At 73.3% G+C, this 19,839-nt stretch carries 12 protein-coding genes; 6 read left to right on the forward strand and 6 right to left on the reverse strand.

Features of this window, described 5'->3' with window-relative positions:
- Positions 1-299 precede the first annotated feature (299 nt).
- The 3 genes from WME75_RS15065 to WME75_RS15075 all read left to right on the forward strand — a co-directional run bounded on the left by WME75_RS15065 (position 300) and on the right by WME75_RS15075 (position 4,410).
- Positions 300-1,838: a hypothetical protein gene (locus WME75_RS15065; protein ID WP_437491126.1), complete on the forward strand. Its 1,539-nt coding sequence runs from the start codon at positions 300-302 to the stop codon at positions 1,836-1,838.
- Entirely contained in the window at positions 1,835-2,743 is a 909-nt protein-coding gene (locus tag WME75_RS15070) for a hypothetical protein (protein WP_437491128.1), read from the forward strand. Before WME75_RS15065 ends, WME75_RS15070 begins: the two co-directional genes overlap by 4 nt.
- Positions 2,744-2,826: 83 nt before the next feature.
- Positions 2,827-4,410: a hypothetical protein gene (locus WME75_RS15075; RefSeq protein WP_437491131.1), complete on the forward strand. Its 1,584-nt coding sequence runs from the start codon at positions 2,827-2,829 to the stop codon at positions 4,408-4,410.
- 106 nt (positions 4,411-4,516) lie between these two features.
- Here the strand turns inward: WME75_RS15075 and WME75_RS15080 are convergent, their stop codons facing one another.
- The 3 genes from WME75_RS15080 to WME75_RS15090 all read right to left on the reverse strand — a co-directional run bounded on the left by WME75_RS15080 (position 4,517) and on the right by WME75_RS15090 (position 9,919).
- The gene (locus WME75_RS15080; RefSeq protein ID WP_437491133.1) at positions 4,517-5,629 is read right to left on the reverse strand and encodes a hypothetical protein; all 1,113 of its coding nucleotides are present in this window, start codon (positions 5,627-5,629) and stop codon (positions 4,517-4,519) included.
- 248 nt (positions 5,630-5,877) lie between these two features.
- Positions 5,878-6,747, reverse strand: a complete 870-nt coding sequence (locus WME75_RS15085; RefSeq protein ID WP_437491136.1) for an RHS repeat-associated core domain-containing protein — start codon at positions 6,745-6,747, stop codon at positions 5,878-5,880.
- Entirely contained in the window at positions 6,635-9,919 is a 3,285-nt protein-coding gene (locus WME75_RS15090; RefSeq protein ID WP_437491138.1) for a DUF6531 domain-containing protein, read from the reverse strand. The genes WME75_RS15085 and WME75_RS15090 overlap by 113 nt, the downstream gene beginning before the upstream one ends.
- 131 nt (positions 9,920-10,050) lie before the next feature.
- Here WME75_RS15090 and WME75_RS15095 point away from each other — a divergent pair, with 131 nt between their 5' ends.
- The gene (locus WME75_RS15095) at positions 10,051-11,634 is read left to right on the forward strand and encodes a tetratricopeptide repeat protein (protein ID WP_437491140.1); all 1,584 of its coding nucleotides are present in this window, start codon (positions 10,051-10,053) and stop codon (positions 11,632-11,634) included.
- A 249-nt stretch (positions 11,635-11,883) separates the two neighbouring features.
- On the opposite strand, the gene WME75_RS15100 is transcribed toward WME75_RS15095, so the two are convergent.
- The 3 genes from WME75_RS15100 to WME75_RS15110 all read right to left on the reverse strand — a co-directional run bounded on the left by WME75_RS15100 (position 11,884) and on the right by WME75_RS15110 (position 16,495).
- Positions 11,884-14,328: a hypothetical protein gene (locus tag WME75_RS15100; protein WP_437491143.1), complete on the reverse strand. Its 2,445-nt coding sequence runs from the start codon at positions 14,326-14,328 to the stop codon at positions 11,884-11,886.
- A gap of 95 nt (positions 14,329-14,423) precedes the next feature.
- Positions 14,424-15,059 (reverse strand): c-type cytochrome domain-containing protein, encoded by a 636-nt coding sequence (locus WME75_RS15105; protein WP_437491146.1) that lies wholly within the window; start codon positions 15,057-15,059, stop codon positions 14,424-14,426.
- A gap of 14 nt (positions 15,060-15,073) precedes the next feature.
- A complete protein-coding gene (locus tag WME75_RS15110) occupies positions 15,074-16,495 on the reverse strand; it encodes a hypothetical protein (protein ID WP_437491149.1) in 1,422 nt (473 codons plus the stop codon).
- 345 nt (positions 16,496-16,840) lie between these two features.
- On the opposite strand from WME75_RS15110, the gene WME75_RS15115 reads away from it, so the two are divergent.
- Both WME75_RS15115 and WME75_RS15120 read left to right on the forward strand, forming a co-directional pair.
- A complete protein-coding gene (locus WME75_RS15115) occupies positions 16,841-18,475 on the forward strand; it encodes a DUF1592 domain-containing protein (protein WP_437491152.1) in 1,635 nt (544 codons plus the stop codon).
- A complete protein-coding gene (locus WME75_RS15120; protein ID WP_437491155.1) occupies positions 18,472-19,836 on the forward strand; it encodes a DUF1552 domain-containing protein in 1,365 nt (454 codons plus the stop codon). Before WME75_RS15115 ends, WME75_RS15120 begins: the two co-directional genes overlap by 4 nt.
- Positions 19,837-19,839 lie beyond the last annotated feature (3 nt).

Consider the following 19,839-nt stretch of genomic DNA (forward strand, 5'->3'; position numbering starts at 1 on the left):
GCGCGGCGGGGAGGCGATCTCATGGCGCCGGGCCGGGTGGGCTTGCGGTGCTCCGACAGGGCGCATTGGCCAAGGAGACTACGCTGTCGTCCATGGTAGTTCCAGCGTCGCGGTCGCGCTGCGCGCGGTTCCGCGGCCGCTGTGCGCCGTACGCCGCGCCGCCGTACACGACGGAGCCGCGCGCCGTTCGCCTCGCCGCGCGCGCCGTTCACCTCGCCGCGTGGCGCCGGGCCTCGCTTGACGGATCCGAATGCGCTTCTTACGGTCTGCGGCTCTGCGCTAACGTCGGGAGCCATTCGATGCTCGATCGCGTCGCCGTTCACCAGACCCGGCTGCGCACGCCCGGCCTCGGGCTGGATGCCAAGGGCGTCGCGCTCGGGGCCAAGGGGCTCGTCCTCCTGCCGTCGATCGATCGGCTCGTCGCCTTCCTGGCGCTCTACACGCGGCAGGGCTCGCTCGGCGACATCATCCGCTCGCTCGTCGTCGAGATCGTGCGATCGAAGCTGGGCGCCCGGGAGGTCACCCTCCTGTTCGCCGCGGAGAGCAGCGACCGGCTCGACCGCGTCGCCGAGATCGCGCGGCTCGCCGGCGGCTACTGCTTCACCGGGACGAGCCGGCACTTCGTCCAGTACCGCGACGCCGCCGCGCCGTTCGGGTACGACATCCCGCAGATCCTGCCCAGCGACGCGGCGCTCTCGCTCTACCACAACGCCTTTTCGCAGACGTACGAGGTCGAGCGGCGCCTCGACGTGCGCGGGCTGCTGCTCCGGCTCGAGCCGCACGTCGATCCGGCCGCCGGACGCGAGCCTGGGCCCCGCTGGCTCCTCGCGGAGTCGGGGCTCGGCCCTGCGCTGATCCGCTACCTGTCCCGGAGCAGCGTCGAGGCCGAGGTGGGCCTGTGCGAGTGGCCGCCGGAGTCGAGCTTCGACGACGCCCCGGTCCTCCGGTACCTCTTCCGCGTACCGGCCATCCCCGGCCGGATGGTCCCGCTGCTCACGAGCACGCCGGGCCTCGGGTACTTCGTCCCTGTCGCGCCGGGCGCCGCGGTGGAGGTCGGGTTCCGGCATCCGGTCCACCTCCGCGCCTGCCCGGTGTTCAGCGAGGCGGGCCTCGTGCTCTTCCGCGGCACGGGCCGCGAGGCGCTGGAGATCACGAAGCTGCCGGCGATGGGGGACGTCTCGGCGTTCGCCCGGGTCGAGCTCAGCCGCGAGCCCGCGGTGGCGCGGGCGACGCCGGAGGGCGACGCCCTGCGCCCGGCGTCGGTGGTGCTGTCGCTCCGCCTCGTCCCGAGCTCCGAGCCGTGGCGGACGGTCACCGCCTCGTGGATCCGGCCGGAGGAGATGCAGCTGCTGCGGCACGTCGCCTACGCGCTCGGCCCCGAGACCCTGCGCCGCGCCCGCATCGCGTTCACCGCCGCCGGCGCCTTTCTCCGCCACCCGACCGGCATCGAGGGGATCCCGGTCGGCGAGTTCTTCCGGGAGGTCCACCCGGGCCTCTACATCCCCGCCGGCTACGACGCGGTCCCCGCGGTCGCGCCCAGCGTGCTGTTCCGCGCGATGGGCGCCCCCGCCGGGCAGGCGCTGTTCATCGGGCGCGACGGTCGGGCGATCGGCGTGCCCGAGGAGGCGTTCGTCCCCCTGGAGGCGGCGCTCCTCGAGGCGCAGCAGTGGTCGCCGGTGGCCGCGCGGTCCGCGGGCCTCACGGCCGCGCTGGCGACCGAGCTGCCCGAGGTCGTCCTCGGCGGCGTCGGCATCCGGCCCCTGCGCGACCTCGCCCCGCCCGACGGGAGCGCCGAGCCGAGGGCGCTCCCGCCGGGCACCGGTCGGACGCCCCAATGACCGAGCCCGAAGCGATCGCCGAGCGCCTCTCCGAGCTCCAGGCGAACGTGCTCGCCCCGCTCGTCCTCGGCGGCCCTCTCCACCCGGTGCGCCCCTTCGGCGTCCGGCTCGCGCTCCTCGTCGGAGACGGCGCGCCGGCGCTCGATCGCGACCTCGGCTCGCGCATCGATCAGGTCCGCGTCCGCGTCGCCCGCCTCGTCGCCCCGGTCGACGCGCTCCCGGAGCTCACCTCCGCCGACTGGGCGCTCGTGGCCGCGCTGAACGATCTGCTCCAGCTCACCAACCACGAGCTCGCCGGCGTCCTGACGCGGAGCCGCTACCCCCGCCTGCTCGCGAGCGTGCGCGACCTCTGCGAGCTCGTGCCCGCGCCGGCGGACGTCGCGACGGCGCTCTCGCGGCACGCGACGTTCGCGCGCGTGCTCGACTGTTTTCGCACGGACGCGCTCGTCGCCTGGTGGACGGGCCGCGCGAGCTTTCGCGGCCAGCGCCCGCCCGCGCGGCTGCTCCGGTGGCGGCAGCTGCGCAACGTCGAGGTCGAGACCCGGCGCGTCGGCCTGGCCGACATGGGCCACGACATCCCGGGGCTCGCCCCGCCGGACTTCGCCGACGCGGTCGCCCTCTGGATGACGCGCACGCCGCTCACGGATCTCGCGACCGCCACCCGGAAGAGCCCGCCGTTCGCGTGGTCGCCCTCGACGCTCGCGGTCGTCGCGACCCCCCCTGGCCGGAGCCTCGCGTACCGCGTCCTCCTGCGCCAGCCCCACGACCTCGCCGTCGCGGCGCTCGCCCGCGCCGCCAGGGAGGTCCCGCCGCGGTTCGGTCAGGCCCTGGCGATCGCCGAGTCGTTCGCCAGCGAGGTCGCCGCCGGGATCAAGCTGCTCGACGAGCGCCCCGGGGCCGCGTGAGCCGCGCGGTTTTGATCGGTTCAACCGGGGCGTGATACGCTCGGGCCCTCTCTTCACGAGCCTCGCCTGGAGCGACGATCCGTTTGAACCGGCAAGACGCTGAGACCTCCGAGAACCTGCTTTCTTTTCCCTGGCGCTCCTTCCGCCGCGGCCTCTTCCGGGAGGCGGCCCGGCGCGCGCGGCGCCCGTGGGCGCGCATCGCCGGCGCTGCGCTGGCGCTGGCGCTGGCGGTGAGCCCGGACGTCGCGTTCGCCCAGGCGGCGGCGCTGCTCGACGAGGGCAAGGCGCTGATGAAGAAGGGCAAGCTCGCGGAGGCGTGCCCCAAGATCGAGGAGAGTTACCGGCTGAGCCCGCGCTCGGCCACGCTCCTCGCGCTCGCCACCTGCCACGAGAAGCAGGGCAAGCTCGCGACCGCCTGGTCCGAGTACATCGATCTCAGCGCCGCGGCCCGCAAGGAGGGCAACAAGCGCCTCGAGGCCGACGCCAAGGCGCGGGGAGCGAAGCTCGAGCTGCGGCTCCCGCGGCTCACGGTGAACGTGCCGCGGGCCGCCGCCGTCGAGGGGATCGAGGTGACGCTCGACGGGGCGCCGCTCGACAGCTCGATCTGGGGCCAGGCCCGGCCGATCGACCCCGGCGCGCACAAGGTGAGCGCGAGCGCCCCCGGCAGAAAGACGTGGGAGGGGTCGGTCTCGATCAAGCGGGGCGAACGGAAGGCCGTGGCGGTTCCGGCCCTCGCCAAGGACGGCTCGGCGGCGCCGGAGCCCGCGCCCGCGAAGGAGGCGGCAGCGCCGGCGGCCGCGGCGCCGGAGAAGGGCGCGGCCGGGCCAGGGAAGGGCGCGGCGGGGCCGGGGACCGGGAAGGGCGCGGCGGGGACCGGGAAGGGGGCTGCTGCCGGACCAGGGAAGGGCGCGGCGGCGCCGGAGCAGGCCGCTGCGGGTCCGGAGGAGCCCGCGCAGCCCAAGGCGCCTCCCTCGGCCGAGGAGCCGGAGTCGACCCAGGGCGCCTCGCCGGGACATTCCGGCAGCTTCGTGCTCGAGGTCGGCGCGGCCGGCGGCCTGCTGGTCGGGCTGATGGACTCCGGCAGCTTCGGCGATCTGAGCGCCTATTCGTACAGCTACAACGTCCCGGAGGGCGAGCTCATCGCGCCCTGCAACGACGACGTCTGCCACGCCAGCTTCGACCCGGCGATCGGGCCGTTCGCCGGCGGTCAGGCCTTCGTCGGGGTCGCGCTCTCCGAGCAGCTGCACCTCGGCGCCAGGGCGCTCGGCGGCTACCGGTTCGGCGGCGGCTACCTGATCGTCGGCGGCCCGTCCGCCTCGATGCGCTTCGGGCGTCTCTGGCTCGGCCTCACGGGGCTCGTCGGCGTGGTGGGGCAGCAAGCGAAGGTCACCGGCGTGAAGGGCGAGATCCCCTCCGAGCTGGCCGACCTCAACTACGGACGGAGCGAGGTCGACGTGACCGCGCGCGAGGGCAGCCTCCCCGAGACCGCGCTCGTCGAGACGCTCGCGTTCGGCGGCAGCGTCGAGGTGTCGCTGGTGCTCGCGGATCTGCCGAGCTCGAGCTGGACGTCGGGCGCGCTCCTGCTGAGCACCTGGCCGACGTTCATGAAGGGGCTCGACGGCCTCGTGATCGCCGCGCCTGTGGGCCTCAGCTACCGGTTCTACTGAGCGGCGCGGGGAGGCGCGCTGGCTTCGGCGCGGGGAGGCGCGCTGGCTTCGGCCTCCGCGGCCCGAGCGGAGACCCGCGCGTGTTCTGCGATTCTCGGCCCAAAAATCAGAAGATAAACCCTCCAAGAGGGAAGCCAGCGATGGCGTCCCGATCCACCTCCTCCAGGCCAGCGCGGCTCCGGTCCGCCCAGACCACCGCCGACCAGTCGGCAAACCGCGCGACGAGCTCGGCTGGCGCGCCATGGATCGCGAGGACGAGGCGCTTCAGGTGGTCGAGCTCTCCGCGTCTGGCGAGCACCGCCTCGTATATGCCGCGCTGAGGTGCGATCTGCGACCAAAGATCAAGGCTCGTGAGCTGTGCGATGACAGGATGCTCGAGCACCAGCGCCGCCGACTTCGCGTCGAGCGGTGCGTCCCACAAGGCGAGGTGCTGGAGCGACGGAAGGCGGGTAGAATCCAGCGCGGCGAGCACAGCAGAGAGCCCTGCCGGCTCCCAGCGCAGCGTGAGACGCTCGAGCCGGGGCAGCGGCGCTGCGAGCCAGCGGTCGAGCGCCCTGGCATAGCAGGCCAGGGAGAGCAGCTCCGGAAAGCACGCGCCCAGCGCGCGTCCCCCTCGCGAGGTCACCGTCAGGTGCGAGACGCGGTTGACGCGATCGTGCTCCACGAGGACGGGCAGGATGGGCTCAATCTCCTCGCGGATCTCCATCCGTAAGCGGCGGAGGAAGCGCCCGGCCGGGTGGTGCAGCAAGCGTCGGAGCGCGTGGACCGCGTAGGTGTGCGGGGCCGGCCGCTCCACGCGGGGATCGAAACCGAGCTCGCGCGGATCGACCTGAAGCAGCGGCGGTTCGAATACATCGGCGAGCGCGACCGCATCTGCGTCCGCCACGCAGGCTTCGCGGACGAAGCCGAGAAAGCGCTCGTACGAGAACGTGCCCGGTAGAGTACGTCGCACATCATCGAGTGCGCCGAAGAGACGATCTCCATGTGCCAGGAGCAGCTTCTTCTCGCGTTCGTTCAGCTCCGGTGAGTCCCCTTCGAGGCGCGCTGCGGCTATTTCGATGAGCTCTCCCCGGGCGTCCGCGGAGGCCCGGAGCGACTCCGCCAGGAGCAGGTAGCCTGCGGGCTCGTCGGGCTCGTCGTCAATCAGCGCCTCGATGTCCTCGTGGGGTGAAGGGGGCAGCGAAACGTTGCGGAATCCATCGGCCACGAGCTTCGCCAAGCAATGCTCGAACGCGGTTACGGCGACGATCGCGCTCGCGTACGTCCGACGCTTGGTCTCGTGCGAGCCAGCATCCCGTAGGGTCTGCTCGAACACGTTCCCGAGAATGCGAAGCTCGGCGTGCCGTGCAGTGCCCGGCTGGCATAGACCGAGCTCAAACGCTCCTCCGTTGAGTCGTTCGCGAGGATCTTCCATCATCCTGGGATCTGACATGACGTCGGTTCCTCGATGCGTTGCTGTGGGCACCATCAATGGCGATGCCAGAATCCGCGGTTTTCATCATAAGTCCACGTGCCGAGGCCACCGCGTCCGGGGACATTGCCCGGGGTCCCGCCGCGGTTTCGGGAGTCGTTGAAGCTGGAAGCCCCGCGGTTACCCTGGTCAGACAGGAAGCCGCCTGTAGGTCTTGTGGTCCTTGTCAGAGGTCCGCTGCGCTCCTGACCCTGATGCCCTGGCGCGATCACTCTGTTCGGCGGATCCATCCCGGCGAGCGCGTAGAGTCGCGGAATCGTCTGCGAACAGTTCGGGCAGGACGCCCTTGGCGTTCCTCCCATGGAGGAAGCGATCCCACCGTTCGTGCCAATCTCACCCATGGCCGCTCGCAGGTTCCTCCTCCAATCCGGATCGCCGGGGCGGCACGACAGGCCTGTCCGGCTCTGCCAATCCTCCAGATGGTCGCTCAGGGCCTGGGGCTCAGCGCAGTTTTGCGGCTGCACGCTGGCATCTTGGCCGCGAGCGTTCGATGGTGGGAGCGCCGCCTGAACGGCAGGGTGGAGATCGCTGCGGCGGCGCCCTCGGCTTGCACCTGTTATCGTTGAGCCATCCGAGCGCGTGATGGTGCACTCCATGCGCGCGAGCCCATCTGCGTCCACCCACTCCACCGGGTAATTGTCGACGTGCGCATACGCCTTGAGCCCTCCCTCCAGCCCGATCGGCTCCGGGCTGAGATACGCCCCCGTCTCTGGGTCGTAGTACCTGTGCCAGTTGTAGTGGAGCCCCGTCTCCTCATCGGCGTACCGCCCCGGAAATCTGAGCGGCGTGATCCGCGCCTGCTCGGCCGGCACGTCTCCATACAGCCCGACCTCGATCTCGGCGGTGAGGCGCCCGTCGTCCTCCACGAGCGCCTCGGGAAACCCGTTCACCCCGTGGACGAAGTACCTGAGCGCCGCCGCCGCGCCGTCCCTTTGCGCGAGCGGCAGCGCGCTCTCCGGCAGCGTCACATAGCTGCGCTCTTCCACGACGGGCGCTTCGCTGTCCCGGGTCCGCTCGCAGCGCTCGTGGACTAGGACGTCGCCACGCCAGGCGTACCGGGTCACGCTCTCGACCTTCCCGAGCCGCGCCACGCGCTTCTCGATCCTTCGACCGAAAGCGTCGTAGGCAAACGAGATCGCCCTGGCCTTCGGGGTCCGCGCCAGCAGGAGGCGCCCATCGGCGCTCCACTCGTAGAACCACACGCGCTCGTGCGCCGGCTCGCCCTGCCCCTGTCCCTCGCGTCCGCTCACGCGCTTCCGCATCACGTCGCCGCGCTCGCTGTGCTCGTAGCGCACGGTCTCTTGTGCCGTCGCGCGCTCCGTCAAGCGCCCCCCCTGGCGCGTACGTCCTCTGCTCGCCCTCCCGCTCCATGTCTCCCGTCGCGGTGAACCGGAACCGCTCCGCCGGCTTGCCCTGCGCCTTGCCCGCCCTGCGGCGCTCGACGACGCGGCCGTTGGCGTCGCGGAGCATCTCTCGCGTCGTGCCGCCGAGATCCTCGTCGGCGCGCAGCATGCCGGCGGGCGACCACGCGTACGTCTTGCGCCACGTTTCGGGCGTCACGAGCGGTCCGACCCACGGCGGTTCGCCAGGTCCAACGCGCGGCGCCGTGGGTTGACCGAGCACGCGCTGCCGCTGCGCCAAGCCTGCGGCGTCGATCTCGGTCGCGATCGTGCCGCCGCCGGGCAAGGTCCGCGCGACCTCGAAGCCCGCCGCGTCGTACGCGAAGCGCAGCGGCTCGCGTTCGCCTTCGATCCACACCGCGACCGGCCGTCCCCTCGGATCGCGATCCATGCGCAGCTCGCCGTCCGGCCCGCGCACGGTGGCAACCTTGCCCATGGCGTCGTAGGTCCACGCGAAGGCCGCGAGCACCTCGTCGCCCCGCCGCGTCACCTCGGTCATCACGCGCCCGCGCCGGTCATAGGTGTAGACGCACTCGATGTCGCCGCTGGCCGCGCGCTCGATCCTGCCGAGCGGATCGTAATTGAACACGTCCTCGCGCCCGTCGGAGGTGCTGCGCTTCACGAGCCTGCCGAGCGGATTGTACTCGAGGTCGACCTTGTCGCTCCCGCGCTCGACGCGCGTGATCCTGCCCTGCACGTCGAGCCTGTACCCGATCTCCCGCCCGTCGAAGGTCTGCTCGCCGGTGATGCGCCCCTCGCCGTCGCGCAGGAGGCGGTGCTCCTCGCCGGCCTCGTTGACGATGCGCACGAGGTCCTGCTCGCGGTCGTAGCGGTACCGTAGCTTGCTGCCGTCGGGCCGCACGAGCTCGGTGACGACGTGGAAGCCGCCCCAGCGCAGGCTGGTGGCGCGCCCGTCGGCGTCGGTGATCCTCGCCAGGTTGCCGTCGACGTCGAAGTCGTAGCGCGTCACCCCGCCGGCCGGTCCGAAGACGGCCGCGAGCCTGCCGCATGCGTCATAGGCGAAGCGCGTCTCGATCCCCCGCTCGTCGGTGGAGCCCATGACACGCCCCAGGAAATCGTAGCGGATGCGCCGCTCGGCGCCGTCGGGCTCGACGACGCGGACGCGGTTCGCGAGCGCGTCGTACTCCATGCGCGTCGCGCCGCCGTTCGGCAGGGTGGCGCCGACGAGCAGGCCGCGGCTGTCGTAAGCGAAGCCCACCACGAAGCCCATCTCGTCGTCCACGGCGACCACGTCGCCGCGCACATCGCGCTCGTAGCGCGCGGCGGCGCCGAGCGCGTCGGTCATGGTGGAGACGAAGCCGCGCGCGTCGTGCTCGTAGTACGTCCTGTTGCCCATCGGGTCGACCTCGGCCAGGAGCCGCCCGTCCGCGTCGCGCTCCCAGCGGAAGACCTGCTGCAGCGCGTCTGCATACTCGAGCAGCGCGCCCGTATCGTCGTAGCGGAAGGTGTGCACGCCGCTGCCGCCGCCCCAGACCATCTTGTCGAGCTTGCCGAAGGCGTTGCCGTCGACGCGGCGGATGGTGCGCGAGGTGATCACCTCGGTCAGCACGCCGTCGTTGTGGTCGATCTTGGCGTGCAAGAACCCCTCGGCCCGCGATCCGTCGTGCAAGGTCTCCGGTACGCCGTCGTCGAGCGCGTCGTTGCCCTCGCGGTGGCACCACGTCTCGACGCACCGCTTGTCCTTGTAGCGAAACTCCGCGACGAGCCCGCCCGGCTCATCGCGCCGCACCAGGCGGTGGTCCTCGTCGTAGGCGAAGCGGTGCGCGTGTCCCGCGGCGTCCTCGGCCGCGATCAGATCGCCCCTCGCGTCGAACGCGTACCTGCGCCGCGCCTCCCAGCGCCCTTGCGCCGAGGCGTTCTTGACCTCGAAGGCGGCGATGTGCGCGTCCCTGTGCCGCCGCACGCGCACGACGCGGCCCACGCTGTCGATGACCTGCGCGAGCCGGCCGTCTTCGTAGACGAGCTCGATCACGTTGTCGTGGAGATCGATGATCCGGCTCAGCAGCCACCGGCTGCCCTGTGGCTCCGCGAACAGGTACGCCAGCCCGTCTGCGGCGAGCGCATAGCCCCACGCGTACCGCGTGAGCACCCCGCACGGCAGCCGCACCGACTCGCCTGGATCGAGCTTCCTTGGCAGCTCGGTCGCCGCCGCGTGCGGCTCCAGCACCCGCAGGCCGCGGCGCCGCTCCTCGACCTGCCACGACAGCGAATGCGTCCAGCCGAAGCCGAGGCCGCAGTCCTCCTCGATGAGCGCCGAGCTGTAGCTGCGCTTGACCACGAGCGGGATCGTGCCGGGCAGCGCGAGATCGACGACCGCGACCGTGGTGACGCGCCCCGTGATCGGATCGACCGGATCGCCCGCATGCGTGCCGCCGCCGCTGCCATGGGTCGGGTTGGGGCAGCCGCCGCCGCTGCCCGGCCCGCAGCTGCCCGCGTCCTTTCCGCCGCCGTGCGGGCCGTCGCCACCGTTCTTCCCATCGCCGCCCTGCCCATCGCCGCGGCCGTTACCGCCGCGACCGTTGCCGTCCCCGCCGCCCCCGCCGCCGCCGAGGATGAAGACGCCGGGGTTCATGCCGGGGATCACCATCGCGTTCGGAAAGGGGGCCGTTCGTGCCATGCGGGCATGCTCAGCGACAGGCACGCCTGCCGCAAGCGGCACCCACCAGGCGGCGGCGGTCCCCCCACCGGGCTGGGACGTGTCCGGGCGCGTCGCGCGACCCAGCGGCCCTTCCCTTGGTGCCCTCGCCGATGCGCGCTACCGTCCCGCCCATGGCCAGGACGGGGCGGCGCAAGCAGAAGCCTACGCCGCGACAGGGCGCCCCGGAGCTCACCCCGAAGAACGTGGCGCTCATGGACGTCGGCGCCGCCGTCTGCCGCTTCGTGAAGCTCCTCAGCCGCTTCCCCGACGAGCGCCTCGACGCGAAGGCTCGCAACGCTCTGGAAAAGACGCTGCCCGCCCTCGACGTGCTCCGCGCGAGCCACCCGGACCACCCGCAGGTCGCCTGGGTCGCCGGCATGATCCTCCGCAAGCTCGGCCGGCTGGACGACGCGGCGCAGCTCGCCCGCCGCGCGTTCGAGCTCGATCCGACGTTCGCCTCCGCCGTGAGCCTCGCGTACGCCCTCCGTGAACAAGGCGATATCGACGCGGCCCGCGACGCGTTCGAGGCCGCCGCCCGCCTCGATCCCGAGGACGTCTCGGCCCGCTGCGACCTCGGCGCCATGCTTTGCGAAGCCGGCCGCGCCGACGAGGGCCTGCGCCACCTCGAGGCCGTCCTCGACAAGCAGCCGGCCCACCACGTGGCCTTCCCGGCCTACGCGTATCACCGTGCCGTGCGCGAAGGAGACGCCTCGTGGTACGACAAGCTTGCGGCGTACGCCAAGGCGCACCCGGGGAGCGCCGCCGCAGCGTGGGCGATCGAGCGCCTGCGCGCTGAAGGGCTCCACCACCCCGCGCCCGTCGCCGTCGTCGAAGGCTTCATCGCGGGCGTCGCCGAGGCGCTCGACCACTTCCACCGCGACCACGACCCGTGGCTGAACCGCTTCGGCGCCCGCGAGCACGGCTATCGCCTCCTCCCGCCGCTCGCGCCGGAGGAGCTCCGTCGCATCGAGGCGTCGTGCGGCGCCCGCGTCCCCGCCGACTACGCAGCCTTCCTCACCCGGGTCGGCAGCGCCGGCGCGGGCCCCTACTACGGGCTCCTGCCGCTCGACGGCCCGGGGCAGATCGAGAGCCTCACGGACGAGTTCCCGCACACGAGGCCCTACCGGCCTGATCCGCGGACGCTGACCGTGTCCCAGCGCGCCGCGCTCCAGGCCGACGAAGCGGTCCGCGGCACCGTCGCGCTCGCGCACATGGGCTGCGGCTATTTCTCCGTGCTCGTGGTGCGCGGCCCGCGCGCGGGCAGCGTCTGGGCGGATCTCCGCGCGGCGGGCTCGGGTCTCCTCCCAACCCACGACAGCTTCACCGCGTGGTACCGCGACTGGGTCGAGGCGCTCTCGAAGGGAGAGCCGGCCAAGATCCCCGTGGACGCGCGCCGGTGCTCCGCGCCCGCGGTGATCAGCGACTACCTCATGGCGTGGGAGCGCGAGCGAAAGCTCCCGCAGGGGATCGCGGGCGAGGCGAGGGTCCGGCAGGCGCTGCGCGAGATCCCCGACGGCGGGATCGCGCTCCTGGCCGAGGCATCGAGGTACTTCGATGCCGGTGATTGCCTGAGCCCCTGTCCCGGCTGCCTCCACATGTTCGAGCACTTCATCCAGAAGGACATGCTGCGGCCCGCGCAACTCCGGCCCGGCGTGCCGCCCAGGGCCGCGCGGCGGACCCCGGCGGAGGCGTAGCGACCGGCTCGCTCCGGCGGGCGTCCCCCCACGCGGCGCCGCACGCCGGCGGGCGTCCCCCCACGCGGCGCCGCACGCCGGCGGGCGTCCCCCCACGCGGCGCCGCACGCCGGCGGGCGTCCCCCCACGCGGCGCTGCACGCCGGCGGGCGTCCCCCACGCGGCGGTGCACGCCGGCGGGCGTCCCCCACGCGGCGCCGCACGCCGGCGGGCGTCCCCCCACGCGGACCGCGCAGCACCGGCCGCCCGGCTACCCCGCCTTCTCCGCGCGCCGCCGCCGGGCGCGCCGCGGCTCGCTCCGGGCGCCGTCCCCGTGGGTGGACGGCTCGGGCTGCGGCGCGAACCCGATCGCCGCGAGCTCCTTCTCGCCGATCACGTCGCCCTTGGCCACGAGCGCCGCGCGGAGGAGGACGGCGCCCATCTCGGCGTCGTTGCCGGGCCACGGATGGTCGAGCACGGCCTGCAGCGCGCGCAGATCGAGGCCGAACGGCCGGCCCCGCAGCCGGACGCCGATGCGCGCGAGGTGGTCCAGCGAGAGCGCCCGGAGGTCCTCGCCGCGCGACGACAGCGAGGGCAGCGCGACCGCCCGGTCGCCGAGCCGGTCGGCGAGCCGCTCGCTCATCTGACCGGTCGCCACGAGCGCGTCGACCGTCTGAGGCACCGCCACGACGAGCTTCACGTCGTCCGGCAGCGCCGCGCCGAGGTAGCTCTGCACCTCGGCCGGCAACGCCTGGGCGTCGAGGACGAGCAGCGTCCCCCCCTTCGCCGCCTCGATCGGCGAGCTGTCCGGATCGCGCCACAGGGCGAGCGCGGGCGGCGTCTCCTCCGAGCCCGACGACCCGTCGCCGCCCGCGCGCTCCGAGGAGGCGCCCCGCGCCTGGGCGAACGCCTGCGCGAACCCCTCGGGGACAGGCGCCGCGCCGTCGACGATCGCCAGCGGGCCGCCCGCCCGCGCCGACGACAGGTGGACGACGGCGCCCCACGCCACCGCGTCGATCCCGGGCGCCGTCAGCAGCGTGACCGGGCCGCCCGCCTCGCCGAGCCGCTCCAGCTGCTCGATCGCCGCGCGCGCGGCGGGGCTGTAGGCCGCGGCCCGCGCCGGCCGCGCGAGCAGCGCCGCGATCGCGCGGAACCGCCCCGCGCCCTGCGTCACGGCGCGCGTGAGCCGCCTGACCTCGCCCGCGCGCTCCTCGGCCTCGCGGCGGGCGGCGACCTCACGGCCGCGCGACCCCGACAGCATCGCCGACACAGCGATCACCGCGCCGAGCCGGTCGGCGACCGCGCGCAGGCCGCTCACCTCCTCCAGCGTCATCGGCGACGCGCGCCGGCCCCGCGGGATCGCGAGCGCCCCGATCGGCCCCTCCGCGTCGTTCACCAGGGCGACCACGCCGATGTCGCGCTCGGCGAGCCAGGCGAGCAGCGGGCGCACCTCCGGACGCCGGACCTCGACCGCCTCGGCCGCCTCGACGCGCAGGACGCGCTCCGGCTCGATCTGAGCGAGCTCGATGAGGCGCGCCGGCACCTCCGCCGGCTCGGTGTGCGCGTAGCCCGCGCGATCGACGGTCACCCGCTCGGGCGGCGAGAGCAGGTACAGCGCCGGCGGGGCCTGCCCGGCGGTGCCCGCGTCGGACGCGTCGCGCAGGGCGGCGAGCGCCGTCTCCAGCGCCGCCTCCGGCTCGGGGTTCATGGCCGCGCGCGTCGCCGCGTCGAAGGCGCCGAGCCAGCGCGCCCCCTCCGGCGCGAACCGGCGCGCGAGGGCCGGCGCGGCGAGCCCCGCGAGGGCGCAGAGCGCGCACGCGCCGAACACGGCGACGCCGACGGACGACTGCGGCGCGCCGCGGAGCCCGAGATCGCCGCGCGGCGCCTCGTGCACCGCGTAGACCGCGAGGAGCGCCGGCGGGGTCGCGAGCGTCGCGATCGCGAGCGTGCGACGGAGCGCGCGCGAGACCTGCGCGGCGTCCGCGGCCACCGTGCAGGACGCGACGCAGACCGCCGCGACGGCGCTCGTGACGGGCAGGATCGACTCGGGCGGCGCGACGCCGACGAAGGCCGCCGCGAGGCCGACAGCGAGCGCGGTCGCCGAGAGCAGCAGCGCGGCCTCGACCCGGTCGGCGACGCCGAGCTCGATCCGCCGCGCGATGCGGACGCGCGCGATCGCCACGAGCATCACCGTGAGCGAGCCGAGCGACGCCGCGGAGGTCGCGTAGGGCACGAGCAGCGGATCGAGGTCCGCCGCGCGCTCGGGCGCCACCGCCGAGACGGCGGGCAGGGCGACCGCGACGGTCCAGAAGAGCGAGGCGAACGCCGCGGCGTCGAGGCGCCGCGTGCTGGGCGGCGCCTCGAGCAGGCCGCCGAGGCCCGCGATGCGCGCGAGCCCGACCAGGGCGGCCATCGCCGCGGCCGCGGCGCCGAGGTTGCCGAGCGCGATCAGCGCGAGCCCGGTGGGGCCGCTCCGCGCGGCGGCGAGCATCGCGGCGCCGGTGAGGCAGACGGCGGCCGCGCTGCGGGCGGCCGGCTCGATCCGGTCCTCGCCGCGCGGCGGCCGCTCGACCCACCGGAAGCCGAGCGCGAGCAGCGCCGGCAGCCCGAGCAGGGCGAGCCACGCGGGCCCGTGGCCGCCGGACGCCCGGAGCGCGGCGAAGGCCGTGTAGGCGACAGCGGCCGCGGCGATCCAGAACGAGCGCCGGCGCAGCATTGCGGCGAGCGTAGCCTCTGGCCGAGGGGGCGCCAACGAGGCGGGCTCGTCGATGGAACGACGCGCCGCCCGCGGCGTTCCGCTCCCTCAGCTCCTCACGGGGGGAGCGTCATGATCCAGTCGCGCACGCACGCGATCTGCTCGTCCATGAGCGCCGGTTGGTTCAACGGCATCCGGTTATTGCAGTCATTTGTGGCCGTGATCTTCGTGTAGAGCGAGCTCATGTCCGGCTGACCCGGCACGAGCACCGAGCCGCCGCACGACCCGGACGGCTGGTTCTTGATCATCGTCTCGAACCCCGCCGTCAGGGCGAGGCCCGAGGCCCTCGTTGTCGCGTTGTGGCAGTTTGCGCCGCCGCACGTGTTGACGATCAGCGCCGGAACGTCGCCGCAATCCGGCCCGCCGCCGGTGGTCGCGGTGGTGGCCGCCGCCTCGCCGCCGGTGGTCGCGGTGGTGGCCGCCGCCTCGCCGCCGGTGGTCGCGGTGGTGGCCGCTGCCTCGCCGCCGGTGGTCGCGGTGGTCGCGGCGGCGGCGGCGCCGCCGCCGCTCGTCGCAGCGGCCTGGCCGGTGCCCTGGCCATCGCCGGCGCCGGCCCCGTCGCCTCCGGTGGCGTACTCGTCCTTGAAGTCGTCGTCGAGGGTCCCCGCGCAGCTGGCGAGGAGCGCGGCGCCGCTCATCAGCGCGGAGACTGCGAGCGCGGTGCGCCCGTAAAGGGAAGCGATGAACGTCACGTGCTACCTCACTCTCAGTAGATGTAAGCCCCGGCGAGCCGAATTCCAAGGTACTGGTCGGTGGCCCCGCCCGCGGCGTAGGTGTCGGTGAGCTCGGGCTGGAACGACGAGAAGAACCGGGCGTACTCGAGGAGCAGCCGCGCCTCGATCCCTGTCGCGACGGGGATGAGGACCCCGGCCGTCGCGCCGATGCCCTGCACGCTTGCCCCGGTGAACCGGTCGTAGACCGGGCCGGACGAGAGCGGCATCAGGTAATCGGCGCCCAGGGCCAGCGCGACCGGGCCGACCGGCACGCGCGCGTCGAGGCCGGCGCGGAAGAGCGTGTAGGAGACGTTCGGCACGGTGTTGGCGAGAGCCCCCTGCGCGTCGATCTCGAAGGTCAGGAACCGGAGCCCGGCAGAGATCCCGAGCACCGACGACTCGCCGATCGACAGCCGCTGCCGCAGCCCGAGGTTGATGCGCTGGTAGGTCGTGCTGATCGGGTCGCCGTCGCCCACCGCCGAGTTGAGGCCGAGCGCCTGCGCGTACCCGGCGGTGATCCCGAGGCCCTTGAGCACCGCGATGCCCGTCCCCGCGAGCGGATACAGCTCTCCGGAGAGCGACAGCGCCGGCTGACCGAAGACGCTGTAGGGCCGGAGGTTCTGCGAGAGCGGATCGGAGTAGTCGAACCAGCGGCCGACGAACTCGAGGCCGAGCTCGACCGAGAAGAGCGCCGAGCGGACGTCGTTGCGCTTGCGCTTCGCGCCCCCGTCGTCCTTCTCGTCCTCGTCTGCCTTCTTCTCGCCGTCGCCGTCGCCGCCGCCGTCCTCGCCGCCGTCGCCGCCGTCGCCGCCGTCCTCGCCGCCGTCGCCGCCGTCCTCGCCGCCCTTCTTCTCCTCCTCGGGGGCGGGCGGCGGCGCGATCTGCGCGAGCATCGGGCCGAGCAGATCTTCCAGCGCCTTCTTGCGGTCGTCCCTCGATCCGCCCAGCGGCACCGCGCTGTCCACCTCGAGGTCGCCGACGCTCTCGTCCACGTAGACGAGGTGGACCTCTTTCTTCTTCTTCTTGTTCGTCCGCGAGACCCCGTAGATCACCCCCTCCACCTTCGCGGCCTTGCCGGCCTTGCGAATGCGGTCGAGGGCCTTCTTCCGCTGGGCCTTGATCACCAGGGCGTCCCCGACGGGCTTGGTCTGGCCGGCGCCCTTCAGCGACTTCGAGAACGCGGCGGGCTTGACGACCTCCAGCGTCTCGGGGACGAAGGAGAGAATGTCCTCGCGGATGGCAGCCGCGTTGGGCCCCTCGATGTGAACCGCGATCGACTTCGACGCCTTGGGGGCGGCGAGCGCGACGGGCGAACCCGCGAACGTGGCTGCGGTCGCGGCGGAGAGCCCGAGGAGGAGCCTCCCGCAGAGGCTCAAAGACAGAGACAGCGTGGTGAACCGGGTGCGCTTGCGCACGGGCCTTTGGGGGGTGGCTGCGGCGTCAACGGGAGCTTGCACGCGCGCGAGCCTACAAGCGATGTCACGATAGAATCCAGCGTCTTGCGAGGGGTTGAGCATTCTTTCGAGCGACACGCAGTGTCGCTAGGAGACTCCGCTACAACCGGATTCAGAAGGCTCGCCGCGTCGCGGCCCGCCTTTCGCGACTGGCTTCAATGGAGTAAGAAAAGTCGTCGCACGACGCGCGGCGCCGCAACGCCACGCATCGCAAACCAGCGCGTCCCAGGCAGGGGGCAGATGGATCAGTCAAGAGGACGGCATCCCCGCGCGAAGCGCGGCCCCGGCGGCTGGCTGGGGCCCGCGATGATCGTCGTGACGGCGGCAGCCGCCTGCTCCGGCAGGCCCGGCGCCGGGACGGAGGACGAGCCCCCGCGCTGCGCGGAGATCCGGCCGGGCGCCTCGCCGCTCCGTCGGATGACGCGCTTCGAGTACAATAACACGATCCGGGATCTCCTCGGCGACGACAGCGCGCCGGCGGACGCCTTCGTGATCGAGGAGGAGGCGCTCGGGTTCAACAACCAGGCGGCGGCGCTCGGCGTCACCTCGCTCCTCGCCGAGCAGCTCATGAAGGCCTCCGAGAAGATCGCGGAGCGCGCCGCGCGGGATCCCGAGAGGCTCCTCGAGGGGTGCGACCCGGCGGTGCAAGGGCCCGAGGCGTGCGCCGACGAGCTCATCGCGCGCTTCGGCAAGCGCGCGTTCCGCCGGCCCCTCACGCCGCTGGAGAGCGAGCGGTTCGCGCGGCTCTTCGCCTGGGGGAACGACGAGCACGGCTTCTCGACCGGCGTCGAGCTCGTGATCCAGGGGATGCTCCAGTCGCCGCACTTCCTCTACCGCGTCGAGCTCGGCATGCCGGACCCGGCCGGGGATGGCGTGGTGCCGCTCTCCGATCACGAGATCGCCTCGCGGCTCTCGTACCTGCTCTGGGGCTCGATGCCCGATGACGCGCTGTTCGTCGCGGCCGACGCGGGCGAGCTCCGCACCGCCGAGCAGATCGCCGCGCACGCCCGCCGCCTGCTCGAGGATCCGCGCGCCCGCGCCGCGGTCGCGAACTTCCATGCGCAATGGCTGCAGCTGTCGCACATCGACACCCTCACCAAGGACACGGCGGTCTACCCGGGCTTCCACGCCGGGCTGCCGGCGCTCTTCCGGGCGGAGACCGAGGCGTTCCTCGAGCACGTCGTGTTCGAGGACGCGGCCGGCGACGTGGCGACCCTGCTGACGGCGCCCTACTCGCTGATGAACGCCGAGCTCCGCGCGTTCTACGGGCTCCCGGCCCCGGCGGGCGGCGCCGGGGCGCCGGGCGAGCTCGCGATCGTGCCGCTCGATCCGGCGCAGCGCGCCGGCTTCCTCACCCACGCGAGCCTGCTCTCGGTGCTCGCGAAGCCGAACCAGTCCTCGCCCGTTCACCGCGGCAAGTTCGTCCGCGAGCGGCTGCTCTGTCAGACCTTGCCGCCTCCGCCGCCCGACATCGACATCCAGCCCCCCGAGGTGCGGGGCGGGATCCCGACCCGCAGGCGGTTCGAGCGCCACGCGGAGGACCCGAGCTGCTCCGGCTGCCACCGGCTCATGGATCCGATCGGCTTCGGGTTCGAGCGCTACGACGGGATCGGCCTCTACCGCGAGGTCGACGAGGGCGTCCCTGTCGACGCGAGCGGCGAGATCGCCGGGAGCCGCGGCACGGATGGACCCTTCGACGGGGCGGTGGAGCTCGCGCACCGCCTCGCCGAGAGCGACGAGGTGCGCCAGTGCGTCGCGACGCAGTGGTTCCGCTTCGGCTATGGCCGCGCCGAGCAGGCGGAGGACGAGTGCAGCATGAACCAGATCCAGGCGGCGTTCGCCGAGGGCGGGTACAGCATCAAGGCGCTGCTCGTGGCGCTGACCCAGACGGACGCGTTCCGCTACCGCCGCAGGGGGCCGGGCGCCTGGGGTGAGCCGTGAGCGGCGCCGCGCGGCATCGCGCGTCGAGGCGACGCCTCGATCGACGCACCTTCCTGCGCGGGGCCGGCGGGCTCGCTCTCGCGCTGCCCTTCCTCGACGCGATGGCCGGCTCGGCCAGCGCCGTCGATTTCCCGAAGCGGTTCGTCGTCTTCTTCACGGGCCTCGGCACGGTCAAGAACGCCTGGCAGCCGACCGGGACCGAGACGTCCTTCGAGCTCGGTGAGATCCTCGCCCCGCTCGCGCCCTACCGGGACAAGCTGCTCGTCCTCGAGGGCATCGACATGGAGTCCGCCCACCACGGGCCGGGCGATGCCCACCAGCAGGGCATCGGACAGGCCCTCACGGGCACGGAGCTCCAGGAGGGCACCCTCTTCCCGTACGCCTGCGACCCGGCCGCGCGCGTCGGCTGGGGCGGCGGCATCTCGGTCGACCAGTTCCTCGCCGCGAAGCTCGGGGAGCGCACGAAGCTCTCGTCGCTCGAGCTCGGCGTCCAGGTCCAGTACGCCAACGTCTCGTCGCGCGTCTCGTACCTCGGCCCGGGCCAGCCGGTCCCGCCCGAGGACGACCCGCGCGCGGCGTTCGACCGGCTCTTCCTGGATCTCGGCGCCGACCCGGCGGACCTCGAGCGGCGGCGCGCCCTGCGCCGCCGGGTGCTCGGCAGCGTCATGGAGGACTACGGCTCCCTCGCGAGGACGCTGGGCGGCGAGGACCGACAGAAGCTGGAGCAGCACCTCGACGCGGTGAGCGAGATCGAGAAGCGCCTCGACGCGCCGGGGCTCCTCGGCGGCGTGTGCGCGCTGCCGGAGCTGGGCGAGCCGCTCGACGTCTACGCGAACGACAACTTCCCTGCGATCGGGAGGCTGCAGACCGACCAGCTCGCGATGGCGCTCGCCTGCGATCTCACGCGGGTCGCGTCCCTCCAGTGGAGCGCGACGCAGGCCGGGAAGGTGTTCACCTGGCTGGGCCAGTCGGACACGCACCACGCGCTGTCGCACTCGAGCCCGGGCTACGCGGACAAGCAGCGGCAGCTCATCGACATCGGGCGCTGGCAAGCGGAGCAGCTCGCGTACCTGCTCGGGAAGCTCGACGCGGTCCAGGAGGGCACGGGCACGCTCCTCGACAACACGCTCGTCCTCTGGTGCACCGACATCGCGCAGGGGCAGAGCCACGCGCGGCGCGACATGCCGTACGTGATCGCCGGCGGCGCCGGCGGGGCGCTCCGGACCGGGAGGTACCTGCGCTACGAGGGCGACCCCCACAACAACCTGCTCGTGACGCTGTGCAACGCGATGGGCGTGGACGTGTCGACGTTCGGCAACCCCGCTTACTGCACGGGTCCGTTGCCGGGCCTCCTGGCCTGAGCG

It is taken from the genome of Sorangium sp. So ce1014, from assembly GCF_051521505.1.
Lineage (GTDB): Bacteria > Myxococcota_A > Polyangia > Polyangiales > Polyangiaceae > Sorangium.